Annotated in this window: 17 protein-coding genes and 1 tRNA gene; 9 read left to right on the forward strand and 9 right to left on the reverse strand. The window is 71.0% G+C overall.

The annotated features are described in order from the left end of the window. Nucleotides 1-44 precede the first annotated feature (44 nt). On the reverse strand, nt 45-371 hold the full coding sequence (locus BM333_RS06890) for a hypothetical protein (protein ID WP_092308889.1): 327 nt from the start codon (nt 369-371) through the stop codon (nt 45-47). A gap of 99 nt (nt 372-470) precedes the next feature. Further along, nucleotides 471-2,255 carry a signal peptide peptidase SppA gene (gene sppA / locus BM333_RS06895; RefSeq protein ID WP_092309637.1) on the reverse strand — a complete coding sequence of 595 codons (1,785 nt, stop codon included), beginning with the start codon at nt 2,253-2,255 and terminating at the stop codon, nt 471-473. Between the two features lie 219 nt (nt 2,256-2,474). Here sppA and panD point away from each other — a divergent pair, with 219 nt between their 5' ends. After that, the gene (panD, locus tag BM333_RS06900) at nt 2,475-2,831 is read left to right on the forward strand and encodes an aspartate 1-decarboxylase (protein WP_092308895.1); all 357 of its coding nucleotides are present in this window, start codon (nt 2,475-2,477) and stop codon (nt 2,829-2,831) included. Nucleotides 2,832-2,875: 44 nt separating this feature from the next. Next, nucleotides 2,876-3,151: a hypothetical protein gene (locus BM333_RS06905; RefSeq protein WP_092308898.1), complete on the forward strand. Its 276-nt coding sequence runs from the start codon at nt 2,876-2,878 to the stop codon at nt 3,149-3,151. 36 nt (nt 3,152-3,187) lie between these two features. Here BM333_RS06905 and BM333_RS06910 read toward each other — a convergent pair whose 3' ends face one another. Then, nucleotides 3,188-3,991: an SIMPL domain-containing protein gene (locus BM333_RS06910; RefSeq protein WP_092308901.1), complete on the reverse strand. Its 804-nt coding sequence runs from the start codon at nt 3,989-3,991 to the stop codon at nt 3,188-3,190. Nucleotides 3,992-4,183: 192 nt separating this feature from the next. Here BM333_RS06910 and BM333_RS06915 point away from each other — a divergent pair. Next, nucleotides 4,184-4,256, forward strand: a tRNA-Ile gene (locus tag BM333_RS06915). An 85-nt stretch (nt 4,257-4,341) separates the two neighbouring features. After that, nucleotides 4,342-4,926, forward strand: coding sequence for a hypothetical protein (locus BM333_RS06920; protein ID WP_092308904.1), 585 nt, complete (start codon nt 4,342-4,344; stop codon nt 4,924-4,926). Nucleotides 4,927-4,936: 10 nt separating this feature from the next. On the opposite strand, the gene BM333_RS06925 is transcribed toward BM333_RS06920, so the two are convergent. After that, on the reverse strand, nt 4,937-6,427 hold the full coding sequence (locus tag BM333_RS06925; protein ID WP_092308907.1) for a hypothetical protein: 1,491 nt from the start codon (nt 6,425-6,427) through the stop codon (nt 4,937-4,939). A 14-nt stretch (nt 6,428-6,441) separates the two neighbouring features. Further along, nucleotides 6,442-7,917, reverse strand: a complete 1,476-nt coding sequence (locus tag BM333_RS06930; RefSeq protein WP_092308910.1) for a tetratricopeptide repeat protein — start codon at nt 7,915-7,917, stop codon at nt 6,442-6,444. A gap of 261 nt (nt 7,918-8,178) precedes the next feature. Between BM333_RS06930 and BM333_RS06935 the strand changes: the two genes are divergently transcribed. The 5 genes from BM333_RS06935 (at nt 8,179) to BM333_RS06955 (ending at nt 11,864) form a co-directional block, all read left to right on the forward strand. Beyond that, the gene (locus BM333_RS06935; RefSeq protein ID WP_092308913.1) at nt 8,179-8,673 is read left to right on the forward strand and encodes a GAF domain-containing protein; all 495 of its coding nucleotides are present in this window, start codon (nt 8,179-8,181) and stop codon (nt 8,671-8,673) included. Between the two features lie 33 nt (nt 8,674-8,706). Continuing rightward, nucleotides 8,707-9,384: an SDR family NAD(P)-dependent oxidoreductase gene (locus tag BM333_RS06940; RefSeq protein ID WP_092308916.1), complete on the forward strand. Its 678-nt coding sequence runs from the start codon at nt 8,707-8,709 to the stop codon at nt 9,382-9,384. Then, nucleotides 9,384-10,223 carry an HpcH/HpaI aldolase/citrate lyase family protein gene (locus BM333_RS06945; RefSeq protein ID WP_092308919.1) on the forward strand — a complete coding sequence of 280 codons (840 nt, stop codon included), beginning with the start codon at nt 9,384-9,386 and terminating at the stop codon, nt 10,221-10,223. The genes BM333_RS06940 and BM333_RS06945 overlap by 1 nt, the downstream gene beginning before the upstream one ends. A gap of 67 nt (nt 10,224-10,290) precedes the next feature. Next, nucleotides 10,291-11,433 (forward strand): beta-ketoacyl-ACP synthase III, encoded by a 1,143-nt coding sequence (locus BM333_RS06950; protein ID WP_092308922.1) that lies wholly within the window; start codon nt 10,291-10,293, stop codon nt 11,431-11,433. Continuing rightward, a complete protein-coding gene (locus tag BM333_RS06955) occupies nt 11,433-11,864 on the forward strand; it encodes a Cif family virulence factor (protein ID WP_092308925.1) in 432 nt (143 codons plus the stop codon). Before BM333_RS06950 ends, BM333_RS06955 begins: the two co-directional genes overlap by 1 nt. Nucleotides 11,865-11,890: 26 nt before the next feature. Here the strand turns inward: BM333_RS06955 and BM333_RS06960 are convergent, their stop codons facing one another. The 4 genes from BM333_RS06960 to BM333_RS06975 form a co-directional block, all read right to left on the reverse strand. Next, nucleotides 11,891-12,319, reverse strand: a complete 429-nt coding sequence (locus BM333_RS06960; RefSeq protein ID WP_092308928.1) for a thiol-disulfide oxidoreductase DCC family protein — start codon at nt 12,317-12,319, stop codon at nt 11,891-11,893. A gap of 42 nt (nt 12,320-12,361) precedes the next feature. Further along, nucleotides 12,362-12,751, reverse strand: a complete 390-nt coding sequence (locus BM333_RS06965; RefSeq protein ID WP_245777179.1) for a RidA family protein — start codon at nt 12,749-12,751, stop codon at nt 12,362-12,364. 10 nt (nt 12,752-12,761) lie between these two features. After that, complete coding sequence (locus BM333_RS06970) at nt 12,762-14,384, reverse strand: M28 family peptidase (RefSeq protein WP_092308931.1); 1,623 nt, start codon at nt 14,382-14,384, stop codon at nt 12,762-12,764. Nucleotides 14,385-14,467: 83 nt separating this feature from the next. Further along, the gene (locus tag BM333_RS06975; protein WP_092308934.1) at nt 14,468-16,126 is read right to left on the reverse strand and encodes a M28 family metallopeptidase; all 1,659 of its coding nucleotides are present in this window, start codon (nt 16,124-16,126) and stop codon (nt 14,468-14,470) included. Between the last annotated feature and the right edge of the window lie 87 nt (nt 16,127-16,213).

Below are 16,213 nucleotides of genomic sequence, written 5' to 3' on the forward strand. Positions count from 1 at the left end.
AATTGGGCGACGGAAGGTCCCGGACGGCGCGCACGACCCCGCCCTTACCGGCCGGTCCGCTCCCAGCCGTAGGCGACCCAGGCGCCGTCGACCTTGCGGGCTTCGATGACGTCGTCCGCGCGGCGGCTGCGGCGCGTGACGGTGCGGCGGGCGCGCACCGCCAGGCCGGCGAAGAACACCAGCACGGCGGCGATCAGGGCGATCACCGCCACGGCGGCGGCGGTGACCACGGCCAGCACCGCGCCGACCACCATGGCGACGAGGGTGGCCACCATGCCGCCCAGCCACATCACGGAGCCGAGCAGGCCGCCGGAGCCGCGGCGGGAGCCGGGGCCGACGTGGGCGAACAGCAGGCGATCGGACTGGGTCATGGCGATACCTTCAGGGGCGCTGCCTAGAACGCCGAAGCTCCAATGTCGGTCCATCGGAATGAACGGTCAATGAGCGACGCCTTCACAGGCGAGTGTGCGTCAGTACGGCTGGTCGGCCAGCACGGATGCGCCCGAAGCCCGCGCCCGCTCGGTCCGGATGCGGCGAACCGCCGCCTCGGCGGTCGGGTCGTTCATCACGCCGCCGATGCCGACCAGCACCCGGGCCGCCTCGCCGGACACGCCGAACATCTCCGACAGCGCCTCGAACGGCGATTCCGGCGTCGGGAACCGCTTGAAGCGCACCGACTCGTCGTCCGGGATGCGGGCCAGCTGGCGGGCCTTGGCGATGGCCTCCTCAAGGCCGCCGAGCTGGTCGACGAGGCCCAGTTCGCGCGCCTGCGCCCCCGTCCAGACGCGGCCGCGGGCGATCTCGCGCACCCGCGCCGGCGGCAACCGCCGGCCGGTGGACACCCGGGTGATGAACTCCTCATAGGTCCGGTCGATCGAAGCCGCGAAGGCGGCGCGCTGCTCGGCCGTGAACGGCTCCGAGGGCGAGAAGGCGCCGGCGTAGTCGCCGCCGATGCTGAGGTTGCGCATGTCGACGCCGAAGCGGCCGAGCGCGTCGGCGAGGACGAACTTGCCGCCGAACACGCCGATCGAACCGGTCAGCGTGGTCGGCTGGGCGACGATCCAGTTGGCTTCCGAACTGATCCAGTAGCCGCCGGAGGCCGCATAGTCGCCCATGGACACGACGACCGGCTTGCCCGCCGCCTTGGCCGCGCGGACGGCGGCGAGGATCTGCTCCGAGGCTTCCGGCGAGCCGCCGGGCGAGGAGACGCGGAACACGATAGCCTTCACCGCCCGGTCCTCGACCGCGTCGTAGAGGGCCTCGGCCAGATCGTCGGAGCGGATGTTCGAGCCGCCGCCGAACGGATCGGCCCCGCCGCCCGTGCCGGTCATGATGGTGCCCTCGCCGCCGACAATGGCGATGGCGTTGCGGCCGGAGCCGCTGCGCTCGCCCTTCGCGGAGACATAGTCCCCGAACTCGATGATCTCGGCGCCCCGACCGGCACGGCGCTTCGCCTCGGCCTCGGCCTCCTCGACCTGGCCGATCTTGTCGACCAGCCGACGCTGCAACGCCTGGGCCGAGGAGTACGGCCCGGCCTCGATGGTCGCGCGCAGCGCCTGCGGCGTCAGCCGCCGGTCCTGCGCCGCATTGGCGATCGCCGAGGCGTAGATCGATCCCATCCACGCCGACATCGCCTCGCGGTGGGCGGGCGTGAAGTCGCTCTCGGTGAACTCGTTGACCGCGTTCTTGTATTCGTAGCGCTGCTCGAACTGGGCGTTCACGCCGTACTTGTCGAAGGCCCGGCCGAGAAAGATCGAGTCGGCGGAGAAGCCCGCCACCTGGAAGCTGGCGGTGTTCTGCATCCACAGTTCGGAGGCGGAGGCGCCCAGCATGTAGGCGGAGATGCTGGTCCCCACCGGCTGGAAGCCCTGGCTGTGGGCGATGACCGGCTTGCCCGAGCGGCGGAAGCGGCGCACGGCCTGGCGGATCTCGTCGGCGGCCGCGGGGGTGACGCCGCCGGCTTCCGGCAGGCGGATCAGCAGGACCTTGACGCGGCTGTCGTCGGCGGCCTGGGCGAGGGTGTCGACGACCTGCAGGGTGGACAGGCCGGAGCCGCCGAACACCGCGAACGGATTGGTGGGGGTCTGGTCGGTCAGCCCGTCGCGCAGGTCCAGCTCCAGCACCGCGTGCGACGGCGTCGGCTCCTTGGACGAGGCCGTGCTGATCGCCACGGCGATCAGCACGAACGGCACCACCACCAGGAACAGGAACAGGCCGGCGAAAACGCCCGCCACGGTAAGGAAGAACTGCTTCATGGAACGGATGGTCGCCCGGACGTCGGCCGAGGGTTGGCCGGATTGGACCATAGGGCGGCGGGTCTTCCCGTCAAATGAACGTCGCGTAACGCGCGAATGCGCCGCAGCATGCATGTTGCGACGCAGCGCAACCGATTGATGCGCGGCTGCGGAGGCCCTATATCAGCCGCCTGCGAGCGGGGGCGGATCGCCCCGCGTCACCAAGGGACCGCACTCCCCATGCTGGTCACCCTGATGAAGGCCAAGCTGCACCGGGCGACGGTGACCCAAGCCGACCTCGACTACGAGGGCTCGATCGCCATCGACGCCGACCTGCTGGACGCGGCCGGCATCCTGCCGCACGAGCAGGTCGACGTGCTGAACATCACCAACGGCCAGCGGTTCACCACCTACGCCATCGAGGCTCCGCGCGGGTCGCGCGTGATCGGCGTCAACGGCGCGGCCGCGCGACTGGTGCAGAAGAACGACAAGGTGATCGTGGTCACCTACGGCCAGCTGCCGCAGGAAGAGGCCCGCCAGTGGTCGCCGACCGTGGTGCTGCTGGACGACCGCAACGAGATCAAGCGCGCGGCTTGACGGCGGCGCTTGCGGAGCCTCTCCTTCCGGCGGGAGCTTCACCGATGAGCCGCACCTTTCGCATCCTGCGCTGGAGCCTGTTCGGGGCCTGGGCCGTCGCCGCCGCGGTCGCCGTGCTGCTGACCATGCCCGGCGGTCTCGGGGCCCTCGGCTTCCCGCCGGAGCGGGTCACCTTTCTGCCCGCGATGGTCACCGGCCTGCCGTGGAGCGGCCCGCTGTTCCTGATGGAGCTGGATGCGGTGACCACCCTGGCGATCGCCCTGGTGGCCAACCTGCTCAACTTCGCCCTCGGTCTGATGCTGGCGCGGGGCGAGGACTGAAGGGCTCCCGCTTCGCAGGCGCCCTTCCCGTCCGGTTCAGCGGCCGAGGTCGTAGACCCCGGTGATGTCGATCCGCACCGCCAGTTCGCCGGCCGACACGGGCGTGGACCCGGCGTCCATGGCCATCTCGGCGCGGGCGTACATCGGCGCCGGCGGGCGCGGGGCGTAGCCGCCGCCTTCCGTCAGCGAACGGACTCCGCCCAGCGACACGCCGAGCGCGTCCGCGTAGAGGGCAGCCTTGGCCTGAAGGTTGCGCACGGCCAGCTGGCGCGCCCGGTTCTCGGCCGCGGTCGGATCCTGCAGACCGAAGGAGATGCCGCCGATCTGGTTGACGCCGGCGGCGACCACCGCGTCGGCGGTCTGGCCCACCCGGTCCAGATCGTTGATCGTCACCGTCACCTGGTTCGACGCCTGGTAACCGCGCAGGCGGGGCGGTTCGTTCTGCTGGTAGTCGTACTGGGCGGACAGGTTCAGCCCCGAGGTCTGCACGTCGCGCCCGGCGATCCCGCTCCCGCGCAGGGCGGCCATGACCTGGTTCATCTGCGTCGCGTTCTGGCGCATGGCCTCCGCGGCGGTGGGGGCCTCGGTGACCACCGCGAAGTTGATGACGGCCATATCCGGGGCGACCTTGACCTCCCCATAGGCCGACAGGTTGAGGGCGGGGCGCTCGGTCACGGCCTGGATGGTCAGGGGCGCGCCGCCGTCGGGCTGCGACTGGGCGCGCGCGGCCGGAGCCGCGAACGCCAGCGTGGCGGCCGCCAGCAGGCCGCCGCTGACGAGCAGCACGCGGTTGGACAGGGCGGGGGCGGCGGCGGCTCTGGCGATGGTCGGGCGATTCATGGCGGTCTCCTGATGCGAGGCGGTCCGTCGCTCCACGCTGGAGGCGGACCGTGGCGACACCTTGGCCGTTGGCGACTGAACAAGCGCCGGAGACGGTCGGCAGGTTCCGTTCATCCGGGCGACACGTTGGGCCCGCCCCATGACGCTTGGCAAGCCTCGCCGGCGCCTGCTAGGCGGGTAATCCGCCACGGCGGGCCCGTAGCTCAATGGTTAGAGCCGACCGCTCATAACGGTCTGGTTGCAGGTTCGAGTCCTGCCGGGCCTACCGCGTGCGGTGGAAGTCATCAGTTTCCCGCGAAGGTTGGCTCCTCTATCATCCCGCCGTAGCGGAACGGGCTCGGGAGTCGCAGATGATCACCACCCTCAGGAAGTCAGCCGCCGGCGTCGCGGTCGCGGCGCTGGTGCTCGCGACGCCGGTCGCAGCCCAGACCGCATTCGACGGAATACCCGGACTGACGCACTACGGCGATGTCGACGGCTGGCAGGTCAAGAAGCTGGACAGCGACGACATCTGGTACGGCCAGGCCTGCATCCTGTTCAAGGATATGACGGCGGGCGCCAATCCCGCCCAGGCTGTCTATCGTTTCGAGCCGGGCGAGGAAGAGGTGACGATCTCCTTCCGCTTTCCCCAGCTTCAATCGGTCCGCGACCGGGACGCGGTCGACTGGGGCCGCCTCCAGCCCACCGAGTTCCAGTACGTGGTGAACCAGAACGAGGTTCACGACATCTCGGGGCACATCGGCTTCGAGTACATCGACGCCAGGACGGTCTATGTCGAACTCAGCCTCGACGCCGACGCCGATGCGGTGAACCGGATGGCCTCGTCTGATCAGGTCGGCGTGGCCGTGAGGGGCCAGCAGGGTCTCGGGTTCCCCACCGGCCGCGCCACGCGAGCGGTCGGCGTCGCGCGGCGCTGTCTGGCCAGCTTCCGTTGAGAGCGGTTTCCTACCTGCGCCAGCCCCCGCCGCGGGTCCAGCGGTCATCGCCGCGCCAGCGCTCGTCGCCGATGTAGCGCCCGTCGCGGTCGTACCAGCCGTAGCCGTCGCGGTACCGGTCGTAGCCGTCGAGCTGGTAGCCGTCGTCGTAGTAGGGCAGGCCCAGCATGCCGTCCTCGGCCTCCCACCAGTCGCGCGGATAGGCCCCGTCGGCGCACTCCCAGCCGTCGCCGGGGCGCCAGTACGGCTCATAGCGGCCGCGGTAGCGATCGCGGAACTGCGGGCGGCAGATCGACTGCGACCAGACGCGGTTGCCGTGCGCCTCCACGCTGGCGCGCGGTTCCCGGTAGATGACCTCCTGCATGCGGCCGGCGAAGACGTTGTCGATGATCACCGCATGGCCGGCGGCGGCCGCAACGCCGACCGTCGAGGCGCGGATGCGGCTGTCCTCGAGGCGCAGTTCGCCGCTGTAGAGGACGGCGCCCTTGTCGGACCGGCAGATGCGGCTGTCCTTGACGGAGACCGAGGCGCCCTCGACCACCACGCCCTCGACGTAGCCGCAGATGGCGGTGTTCTCGACCTCGACGCGGCCATAGTCGCGGCCCGAGCGCACCATCAGACCGATCGAGCGGGGACCGAAGCTGTTGGGCGCGTTGGTCCCCTTGAGGGTCGTGGCGGAGATGCGCGACGTCTGGCCGGGGCCGGGGATGAGCTCAAGGCCCGACTGGGCGCCGAGCACCGTCAGTTCCCAGGCGTTCAGCACCGCCCCGTCGGCGACGATGGCCGGGGCGATGGTCTGGGCGTCGAGCACGGCGTTGCGGATGTCGACCAGGCCGCCATCGGCGTAGATGGCGGCCTCGTCGCCGGCGTGGCGGAAGCCGACCCGGTTCATGACGATCTCGGCGCCGTAGCCGACGATGCAGGCCGCGTCCCCGGCGCGGGGCGAGGCGAAGACCACGTCGCGGACGTCCACCCGCACCCCCTGCGCCACCGTCATGCACGGCAGACCGTCGGGGGCCTGCAGGGTCAGCTGGTCCGTGCGGTCCCAGTCGCGCGGGTCGAAGCCGCCCTCCCCGATCAGGGTCAGCGGCTTGTCGATGTTCAGCCATCCCACGCAGGGGCCGCCGCGGGCGCGCAGCACCAGGGTTCCGCCAGGACGCACCCGACGCACCGCATCCTCGACCGCGCCCGTGCCGGGATTGCCGCCGCAGTCGACCAGCACGATCTCCTCGCCGCCGGGGCGGTAGCCGCCGGGATGGTAGTCGGGCCGCCAGTCCGGACGGTGGCGACGGTAGTCGTACCGGCGATGGTGGGCGCCGCGGCTGCGATACGTCCGGGTGGGCGGGTCGAGCAGCAGGCCGAAGTTCGGACGCGTCTGACTCTCGACCTTGGCCGCCACCTGGGCGTTCGCGCCCGGAGCATCGAGCAGGGCGAAGGCTGCGATCGCCGCGAAGATGACGGCGCCGCCGCCGATCAGGCCGATGGGGGTGCGGGTCGACATGGTTCACGCCCTCCTTAGCGGCGCTGCGAACGGGAGACCTGGGCGAGCACCGCCTGCAACCGCCCGGCCGAGGGGCCGAAGCCGGAGAGGGCGGAGTCGATGCGGAGCGCCACGGCCTGGGCCTTGTCCTGGTCGGCGACGCCCGACACCCCCAGGGCGAAGTAACTGGACATGGCGAACTTGGCCTCGGGGCTGCCCTGCCGGGCCGCCTCCTCGAACCACTTGAAGGCGCGGGCGTAGTCCGCCGGCAGGCCGATGCCCTCGGCGTACATGACGGCCAGCACCAGCTGGGCCTCGGACGAGCCGTTGACCGACGCGAGCTGGATCGCCCGGACGCGCTCCAGGTAGGACAGCCGCCCCTCCATCGGATGGCCGAGCATGGCCTCGAGCGTCTCGATCTGGCGTTTCGACAGATCTTCCGGCCGCTGCGCAGCCGTGTCGGTGATCCCCAGATAGCGCAGGGCCCGCCCGACGTGGATGAACGGCAGTTCCCCGCCCATGCGCGACAGGGCGTATTCCCAGGCGTCGCCGCGCGGACGGCTCTCGTCGGAGAACGGCACCCCCGACTGAGGCGCATCGTTGGGATAGAATTCGTAGGGCGGCGTCCACTGCCGGGCCTTGGCCTCGACGAACCCGCGGTAGCGGCTGCGTCCCGGGGCCGAGCGCTCGAAGTCGCTCATCAGCACATAGGCCCCGACGTCGCCGGTCTGCACGGCGAGATAGTTGTAGAGGTACGCGTCCACGTCGTTCCGCTGGAACAGGTTGACCGCGGTCTGGTAGCCGCGCCGGCGCCGGTCGCCGCCGGCCCGATGGTCGCCGCCCCGGCCCCAGGCCTCGCGCGCCTCGCGATTGTCCTCCGGCTCCCCGAACGGGCCATAGAGGCCGTCGTGCAGGCGGGCGAGCGTGCGGAAACCGTCGGCGTCCTGTGTCGACAGCACATAGATCACCCGGTCGCGAACCTCCTCCTGCTCCTCGCGGGTCATCTGGCCCAGCAGGCGGTCGAGGCGCTGGTAGGCGTTGTGACGTTCCCAGGCCCGGCAGTCGTCGTAGCGTGACAGGGGCCGCCATCCGCCCCAGCCGTTGCGGTTCACCCGGTTGATCGGGGCGTAACCCTCGTCGTTGGCCAGGGCCATGGCGTACCAGGTCGCCGCCTCGATCGGATCCTCGATGTTCTTGTCGGTGGCGCGCGTCGCCGAGTAGCGCGAGCCGAGCTCCAGCTGGGCGAAGAAGTCGCCGCGAAACGCCGCGCGACGCAGCGCCCGCAGCCCGGTTTCCTGGGCGTTGAACTCGGACCCGGTAAGCGACGCCGGACGCGGGCAGCTGTTTGCGCGCACGTCGCCCTGCCAGAAGCGAACGCCGCCGCGATCCCCGCAGGACGCCATGGTCAGGGCCGCCACGGCGAGCACGCCCGCCACCGCGGCCACCGCCGCGGGTCCGCGCGAGCGGCCGGACCGCGAGCGCCCCTCCTGCCTGGCTTCGCTCTCGGCCATTCTCCCTCGCACACCCCTGAACGGCGGGCTCCGCCCCTCCGTTAACCTTTGCGCGACCGAACAGTCCGGTCCAGTTAAGGTCCTGTCAAGGTTAACGCCGTTTTGCGACAAAGCGTTGCCGCAGGGCGGCCATTTTGTGACCGGTAGCGGACTCTTCGAAGCGAATCAGACAGTTGCGGGTTCGCCTGTCAGGCGAGTTCCGGACCTCTCGCCAGCGGCGGGCCGCCCGCCTATATCCGGCCCCCTCCCGGAGATTGCCCGATGTCCTACGTCGCCCGCGACGACCGCCCCGCCGACAAGGCCGAACGCTACGCCGAACTGGAAGACGAGATCCTGGCGGTGCTGGACGGCGAGCCGGACCGGGTCGCGCGGATGGCGACGGTCGCTTCGATGCTGGCCGACGCCTTCCCCGCCTTCTTCTGGACCGGCTTCTATGTGGTCGACAGCGCCAAGGGGAACGAGCTGGTGGTCGGACCCTACCAGGGCACGCTCGGCTGCCTGCGCATCCCGTTCGGGCGCGGCGTCTGCGGCGCGGCGGCGGCCACCGGGACCACCCAGATCGTCGAGGACGTCCACGCCTTCCCCGGCCACATCGCCTGCGACAGCCGCTCGGCCAGCGAGATCGTGGTCCCGGTGTCGGACGCCGACGGCCGGCTGATCGCCGTTCTGGACGTCGACGCGGTGGAGAAGGCCGCCTTCGACGCGGTCGACGCGGCCGCCCTTGAGCGGCTGATGGCCAAGGTGTTCGCCGCCTGATCATCTGCTAAGCCGGACGCACAGGAGGACGACATGACGCAACGGGTGATCGCCGTGACCGGCGGACACGGGGTGCTGGGCCGCGCGGTGGTCGAAGCGGCCGTCGCCGACGGCCTGCAGGTCGCCGTGATCGACCATGCCGCCGGTCACCCGGTCCCCGAGGGCGTTCTGGAGCTGGGCGGCGTCGACCTGACCGATGCAGAGGCCGCGTGCCGCGCCATGGACGCGGTCGGCGAGCGCTTCGGCCGCCTCGACGCCCTGCTCAACGTCGCCGGCGGCTTCGTCTGGCAGACCACCGACGACGCGGAGCCGGCGTGGGACCGGATGCACGCGCTGAACCTGAAGACGGCCCTGAACGCCAGCCGGGCCGCCCTGCCCTGGCTGAAACAGTCGGACGAGGGCCGGATCGTCAACGTGGGGGCCAATGGCGCGCTGAAGGCGGCCGCGGGCATGGGGGCCTACGCCGCCTCCAAGGCCGGGGTTCACCGCCTGACCGAGAGTCTGGCCGAAGAGCTGAAGGCGACCTCCGTCACCGTCAACGCCGTCCTGCCTTCGATCCTCGACACGGCGCAGAACCGCGCCGACATGCCCGACGCCGACCCGGCGAAGTGGGTGCGGCCGGCCGATCTCGCCCGGGTCATGCTGTTCCTGGCCTCGCCGGAGAGCCGGGCCGTCACCGGCGCCCTGATCCCGGTCGTCGGCCGCGTCTGATGCGCCCGGCCCGCTCGGTCCTGTTCCTGCCGGCCAGCAATCCGCGGGCGATCGACAAGGTCCGCAGCCTGCCCTGCGACGTCGCCATCCTCGACCTCGAGGACGCCGTCGCCCCCGAGGCCAAGTCCGACGCCCGCGCCGCCGCCGTCGAGGCGGTGCGCGCGGGCGGGTTTGCGCCGCGTCTCGGGGTCAGGATCAATGGCCTGGACACGCCCTGGGGCGAGGCCGATCTCGCGGCCCTGGCGGCCAGCGGCGTCCAGTTGATCGTCGCCCCAAAGGTGGACGACGCCGCGGCGGTTCGGAGTCTCGCAGGACGCGTTCCCGCCGGGGCGGCCCTGTGGGCCATGATCGAGACGCCGGGCGCCCTGCTCGACCTCCCCGCCATCGCCCGCGCGGCCTCGGCCACGCCGCTGGAGGCGCTGATGCTGGGCGTGAACGACCTGGCGGTCGGTCTCGGGACCGGAGCGGCGCCGGATCGTGAGCCGCTGAAGCCGTGGCTCGCCGCCGCCGTCGCGGCGGCCCGGGCGCACGGCCTGCTGGCGATCGACGGGGTATACAACGACTTCGCCGACGCCGACGGCCTGACCGCCGAATGCGCCCAGGCCCGCCTGTTCGGCTTCGACGGCAAGAGCCTGATCCATCCGTCCCAGATCGAACCGGCCAACGCCGCCTTCTCGCCTTCGGCGGAAGAGGTGGCGCAGGCGCGCGCCCTCGTGGCGGCGTTCGCCGCGCCCGAGGCGGCCGGCAAGGGCGCCATTCGCATCGACGGACGCATGGTCGAGCGGCTTCATCTGGCCGCAGCCGAGCGACTGCTGGCCCGGCTCGACCCGGGGCGCTGAGCGGCGTATCCAGTCCGTCCAGAAACAGAACGCGCCCGGTCCGGGCGCCGGAGCGCATCGGGACTCCATGACCCAAGCCGTCATCGCCGCCACCGGCCTGTTCACGCCGGAACAGTCGATCTCCAACGCCGAACTGGTGACCGCCTACAACGCCTTCGCCGACCGCTACAACGCCGACCACGCCGCCGAAATCGAGGCCGGAGCGGTCGAGCCGCTGACCCACTCCTCCGCCGAGTTCATCGAAAAGGCCTCGGGCATCCGCTCGCGCTTCGTGCTCGACAAGGCGGGCGTGCTGGACCCGTCGCGGATGGCCCCCCACCTGCCCGAGCGCAGCAACGACGAGCTGTCGATCCTCGCCGAGATGGCGGTGAAGGCGGCCCGGCAGGCGCTGGAACGCTGGGGCAAGCCGGCCTCGGAGATCGGAGCGGTGATCTGCGCCGCCTCGAACATGCAGCGCCCCTACCCGGCCATGGCCATCGAGGTGCAGCAGGCGCTGGGCGTCGAGGGCTTCGCCTTCGACATGAACGTGGCCTGCTCCTCGGCCACCTTCGGGCTGAAGACCGCCGCCGACTTCATCGCTTCGGGGTCGGTGAAGGCGGTGCTGATGGTCAATCCGGAGATCTGCTCGGCCCACCTGAACTTCCGCGACCGCGACAGTCACTTCATCTTCGGCGACGTGGCGACGGCGGTGATCGTCGAGGCGGCGGATCAGGCTGTCGACGGCTGGGAAATCCTCGGCACGCGGCTGAAGACCGTCTTCTCGAACAACATCCGCAACAATTTCGGCTTCCTGAACAAGGCGGCCCTGCCGACCGGCGGAACCGAGCCGGTCGCCGCCACCGGGCTGACGGACAAGATGTTCGTCCAGCAGGGGCGGAAGGTGTTCAAGGACGTGGTGCCGATGGTGGCGGAAATGATCGTCGACCACGCCCGCGACCTGGGGCTCGACCCGGCGCAGCTGAAGCGGCTGTGGCTGCACCAGGCCAACATCAACATGAACGAACTGATCGGCCGCAAGGTGCTGGGCCGCGAGCCGACGCCGGAGGAGAACGTCATCATCCTCGACGACTACGCGAACACCTCCTCGGCCGGCTCGATCATCGCCTTCCACCTGCACCAGGACGGCTTCGCCCCCGGCGAGACCGGTCTGATCTGCAGCTTCGGCGCCGGCTATTCGGCCGGGACCGTGTTCGTGCGGAAGCGCGCCTGATGGTCGACCGGTCCGACATCGGGGCGGTGGTCGACGCCATGTACGCCTGCATCTCCGGCCCGGCCGGGCCGCGCGACTGGGCGACCCAGCGCGAGATCTTCCACCCCGACAGCCGCCAGGCGCGCACCTGGCTGGACGCCGACGGCCGGCCGGCGATGCTGGTCATGGGCCGCGACGCGTACGAGGCGAACGTCACGCCCTTCTTCGAGACGACCGGCTTCTACGAGGTCGAGATCGACCGCCACATCGACGTGTTCGGCAACATGGCCCACGTGTGGAGCGTCTACGAGGCGCGCAACGACCCGGCCGACCCCGAGCCGGAGCGGCGCGGGATCAATTCCATCCAGCTGTGCCGCGGTCCGGACGGCCTCTGGTCGATCCTGCACATGATCTGGGACAACGAGCGGCCCGGGCAGAGCGTGGGAGGCTGAACGCAGCCGTCAGTCCCGGCCCCTCCTCAGCCGAGGAACCGCGCGCGATCCTCAGCCGACGGAACCATGCACGCTTCGGTCCGTCCGAAGATGCGGTACCGGTTGCGGGCGACAAGATCGTAGGCGAAGTCCCGCGGCGCGCGCGGCGCGAACTTCAGAATCGCCATCGGCCGCGTGGACGGAAGCGCCCCCAGCACCGTCAGCGCCGCGTCGGACTTGAAGAAGATCCGCCCGCCCAGGACCACGGCGTTGGTCTCCGGGACGTCGGGGTCGATACCGAAGCGCCCGGCCAGTTCCCTGCCCCGGACCGACTGGATCGGCACTAAGGTGAACCGTCGCGCCCGGTCACGGGCGATGACGAAGCGCACCCAGCGGGAACAGAAGACGCACGCGCCGTCGAACAGGATCAGTCCGTCGGGATCATCGGGGGCGGGCTTGGGCGACCAGCGGCTCATCGCGCCACGCTGCGCCGCAAGACTGCGATCGACAAGGCGGCGTTACGCCGCCGCCACGGCCTCGATCTCGACCAGCCAGGCCTCGTCGAAGATGCCGGTGACGATCACCGTCAGTGCGGTCTGACGGCCGCCGAGCCGACGCAGCCGCACCTCGCGGTTCTCCAGGGCGTATTTCCGGTCCGACAGGAAGGTGGTCACCTTGACGAGGTTGTCCAGCGTCATGCCCGCCGCGCGCAGCTGGGTTTCGAGATTGTCCCAGGCCTGCTCGCACTGGCCGGTGAAGTCGCGCGCCAGCGAGCCGTCGGGGGCGACCGGGATCTGGCCCGAGAGGTAGAGCCAGCGGGTCGCGCCGGTCACCTCGGCGGCCTGGGCGTACTGGCCCTCGGCGGGCGGCGAGCCGTCGCCGGTCAGCGGGCGGACGACGACGGCCACGCCTCGCGCCCTATTGCCGCGCCGCGTCGGAGCGGGCGCGGACGACGGCGAACTCCGAGCTCGGCTTCCAGCCCGGCCAGTCCTCGCTGTTGGCGAGGTCGAGCCCGAGCCGGTACAGCAGGGTCAGGTTCTCCACCGCCGAGGTCAGGTCCCAGTCGGCCGACCATTCGTCGGACGGCTTGTGGTAGTCGGCGGCGAACTTCGCCCGCCACGCCGCCTCGCCGGCCGCGCGACCGCCGTCGACCCAGTCCCAGCCGTGCCAGGGCATGATCGCGGGCACGCCCATACGGGCGAAGGGGAAATGGTCGGAGCGGTAGTAGAAGCCCTGCTCGGGCATGCCGTCGTCGGAGACGTAGCGCCCCAGCGGCTCGGCCAGCGCCTGCAGCCGGTCCTCCAGCTCGTTCTGCCCCTTGCCGAAGATGGGGATGTCCCGGGTCGGGCCCGACAGGGGCAGCATGTCGATGTTGATGTCGGCGACGGTGGTCTCGAGCGGGTACACGGGGTCGGCGGCGTAGGCGTAGGCGCCCAGCAGACCCATCTCCTCGGCGGCCATGTGGGCGAAGACGATCGAGCGCTCGGGACGGGGCGCCTGGCTCAGCTGGCGGGCCATCTCAAGTACGCCGATGGTGCCCGAGGCGTTGTCCCAGGCGCCGTTCCAGATGTTGTCGCCCTCGACGCCCGGATGCTGGGCGGCCCCGCCGACGTGGTCCCAGTGGGCGGAGTAGATGATCGTCTCGTTCGGCCGCTCGGTCCCGGGGATGCGGGCGAGCAGGTTGTGGGTGACCAGGGTCTCGACGGTCTCTGACGCATCGACGGAGAGGGACACGCCGTCGAGGGCCATGGCCATGAACGAGCCGTCGGCGACGTTCGGCAGCTGGCTGACGTCAAGGCCGGCCGCCGTCGCCCACGCCAGGGCCGTGTCGTGACTGATCGCGCCGGAGAACTCGAGGTCGGCCGCGCCCGGCGTCATCGTTCGGGTACGGCTGTTGGCCCGCACCAGGCCCTGCCACTGGGGCGACCCCGCCGGCTGCTGGACGAGGGTCAGGACGCCGACCGCGCCGCGGCGGAAGGCCTCGTCGGCCTTGTAGGCGGCCGACTGGTAGTTGGTGGCGTACGGCCCGTTGAAGAGCTCGCCGTCGGGCTCTCCGGCCATGACGATGACCACCTTGCCGCGCACGTCGAGGTCGCCGTAGTCGTCCCAGTTCCGCTCCGGCGCGTAGATGCCGTGGCCGGCGAAGACCACGCCGGCGTTCTGGATCGAAGCCCGGCCGTCGTTGGTCGCCGCCCGGATCACGACCTCGGTTCCGACCGTCAGCGGATGCGCGGCGCCGTCCGGACCGGTCCAGCTCGCTGTGGCGCCCTCCACGGGCGTGAAGCGCCTGAGCTCGACGCCCTGCAGCCACTGGCCGTCCGGGCCGCCGGGCTGGAGACCCATGGCCTCGTACTGCCCCTGCAGCCACTCGAGGGTCATCCGCTCGCCCTCGGTCCCGGGATAGCGTCCCTGGAATTCGTCGGCGCTGATGGTGCGGATATCGTTGCTGATCCGCTCCGCCGAGAAGTCCTGCGCCGATGCGGCGCCGGCGGCCAGAAGCACGGCGGCGAGGGCGACGCCGCCCGCGAGCTTGCGAAACATGAAGGACTCCATCCCCGGAACGAGGAGGGCACTCTAGGGCGGCCCCGCGGGACTGCCCGTTAAGTTTTCGTCATCTGCCGGGCTCAGCGCCGGGCGTTCTCGCTGGCGGCGCGGGCCGGGCCGAACTCCGAGCCCGGCTTCCAGCCCGGCCAGGCGCGGCTGTTGGCGAGCTCCAGACCGAGGCCGTAGATCAGCGCCAGATCCTCGGCCTGCCCGCGCAGGTCCCACTCGGGCGACCATTCGTCGTCGGCCTGGTGATAGCGACGGGCGGTGTACTCGTCGCGGGCGGCGTTGCGCGGCGCGATGGGTTCGTCGAGGAACTCGCCGCCGCCGTCGACATAGGCCATCGGCACGCCGCGCTTGGCGAGCGGGAAGTGGTCGGACCGGAAGTAGCTGCCCGCGGCCGGATTGGCGTCCGGCCGGATGGTGCGACCCTGGGCCTCGGCTGCGGCCTGCACCCGCTCGTCCAGTTCCGACTGGCCGTAGCCGATGACGTCGACGTTGGCGACGCGGCCGTAGACGTTCATCGCGTCGATGTTGAACCCGGCCACCGTGGTCTCCAGCGGCCAGACCGGATTGGCGGCGTAGTATTCCGAGCCCAGCAGGCCGCTTTCCTCGGCGGTGAAGCTGATCATCACGATGGAGCGCTCCGGCCGGGGGCCCTGGCCGAAGGCGCGGGCCAGCTCCAGCAGGCCGGCGGTGCCTGTGGCGTTGTCCACGGCGCCGTTGAAGATGGCGTCGCCATTGGCGTCGGGCTCGCCGACGCCGATGTGATCCCAGTGGGCGGTGTAGAGGATGGTCTCGTCCGGGTGCGTCGTCCCCGGCAGGCGGGCGATGACGTTGCGGGTGGTCACCTGCTGGGTGGCCACGTCGAACGAGCCGCTGAAGGTCGCGCCCGGCAGCTCGACGGGACGGAAGTCGCGGCTGCGGGCCGAGGTCTTCAGGGCCTCGAAGTCGAGGCCGGCGCGGCGGAACAGGTCCACCGCCACGTCGCGCTGGATCCACGCCTCCATCGGCGCCCGCTCGGCGGCGGCGTTCTGGCGGACGATGTCGAATTGCGGACCGGTCCAGCTGTTCTGCACCGTGGCCCACCCGTAGGACGCCGGGTCGTTCTCGTGAACGATGATCGTGCCCGCCGCGCCCTGCCGGGCCGCCTCCTCGTACTTGTAGGTCCAGCGGCCGTAGTAGGTCATGGCCCGGCCGTTGAAGGTGTTCAGCGACGGATCCTCGAAGTCGGCGTCGTTGACCAGCACGACGATCACCTTGCCGCGCACGTCGACATCCTTGAAGTCGTCCCACTGGCGCTCGGGGGCGTCGATGCCGTAGCCGACGAAGACCAGCGGCTTGTCGCGCAGGTCGACCTCGGAGCCCGGCAGGCGGGTGGAGATGATGATCTCCCGACCCTGGTTCAGCGGGATGGCCTGGCCGTCCACCTCCAGCCGCGCCTCGACGTCGGAGGCCGAAAAGCGGTTCAGCGTCACGTCCTGGGTCCATGAGCCGTTCGGACCGCCGGGCTGGAAGCCCGCGGCGGCGTACTGCTCGCTCAGATAGCGCACCACCATGTCTTCCGCCGGGGTGGCGATGCCGCGCCCCTGGAAGCTGTCGTCGGACAGGACGCGGGCGTGCTCGGACAGCCGGGCCGGATTGAAGAGGGCGGCGTTGCCGCCGGATGTCGGCGTCGTGGCGCAAGCGGCGAGCAGGAAGCCGGCCGCGAGCGCGGCGGCGGAAGCGAACGGACGCATGGACAGGTCACCCTCAGCCTTTGAACAGGGGCCGGACCCTAGGGCGCCCATCGGGGGCTGTCGATGCGCCCCGCCTGCGGCGGAGGC

This window comes from Brevundimonas viscosa, assembly GCF_900116065.1.
GTDB classification, from domain to species: Bacteria; Pseudomonadota; Alphaproteobacteria; order Caulobacterales; family Caulobacteraceae; genus Brevundimonas; species Brevundimonas viscosa.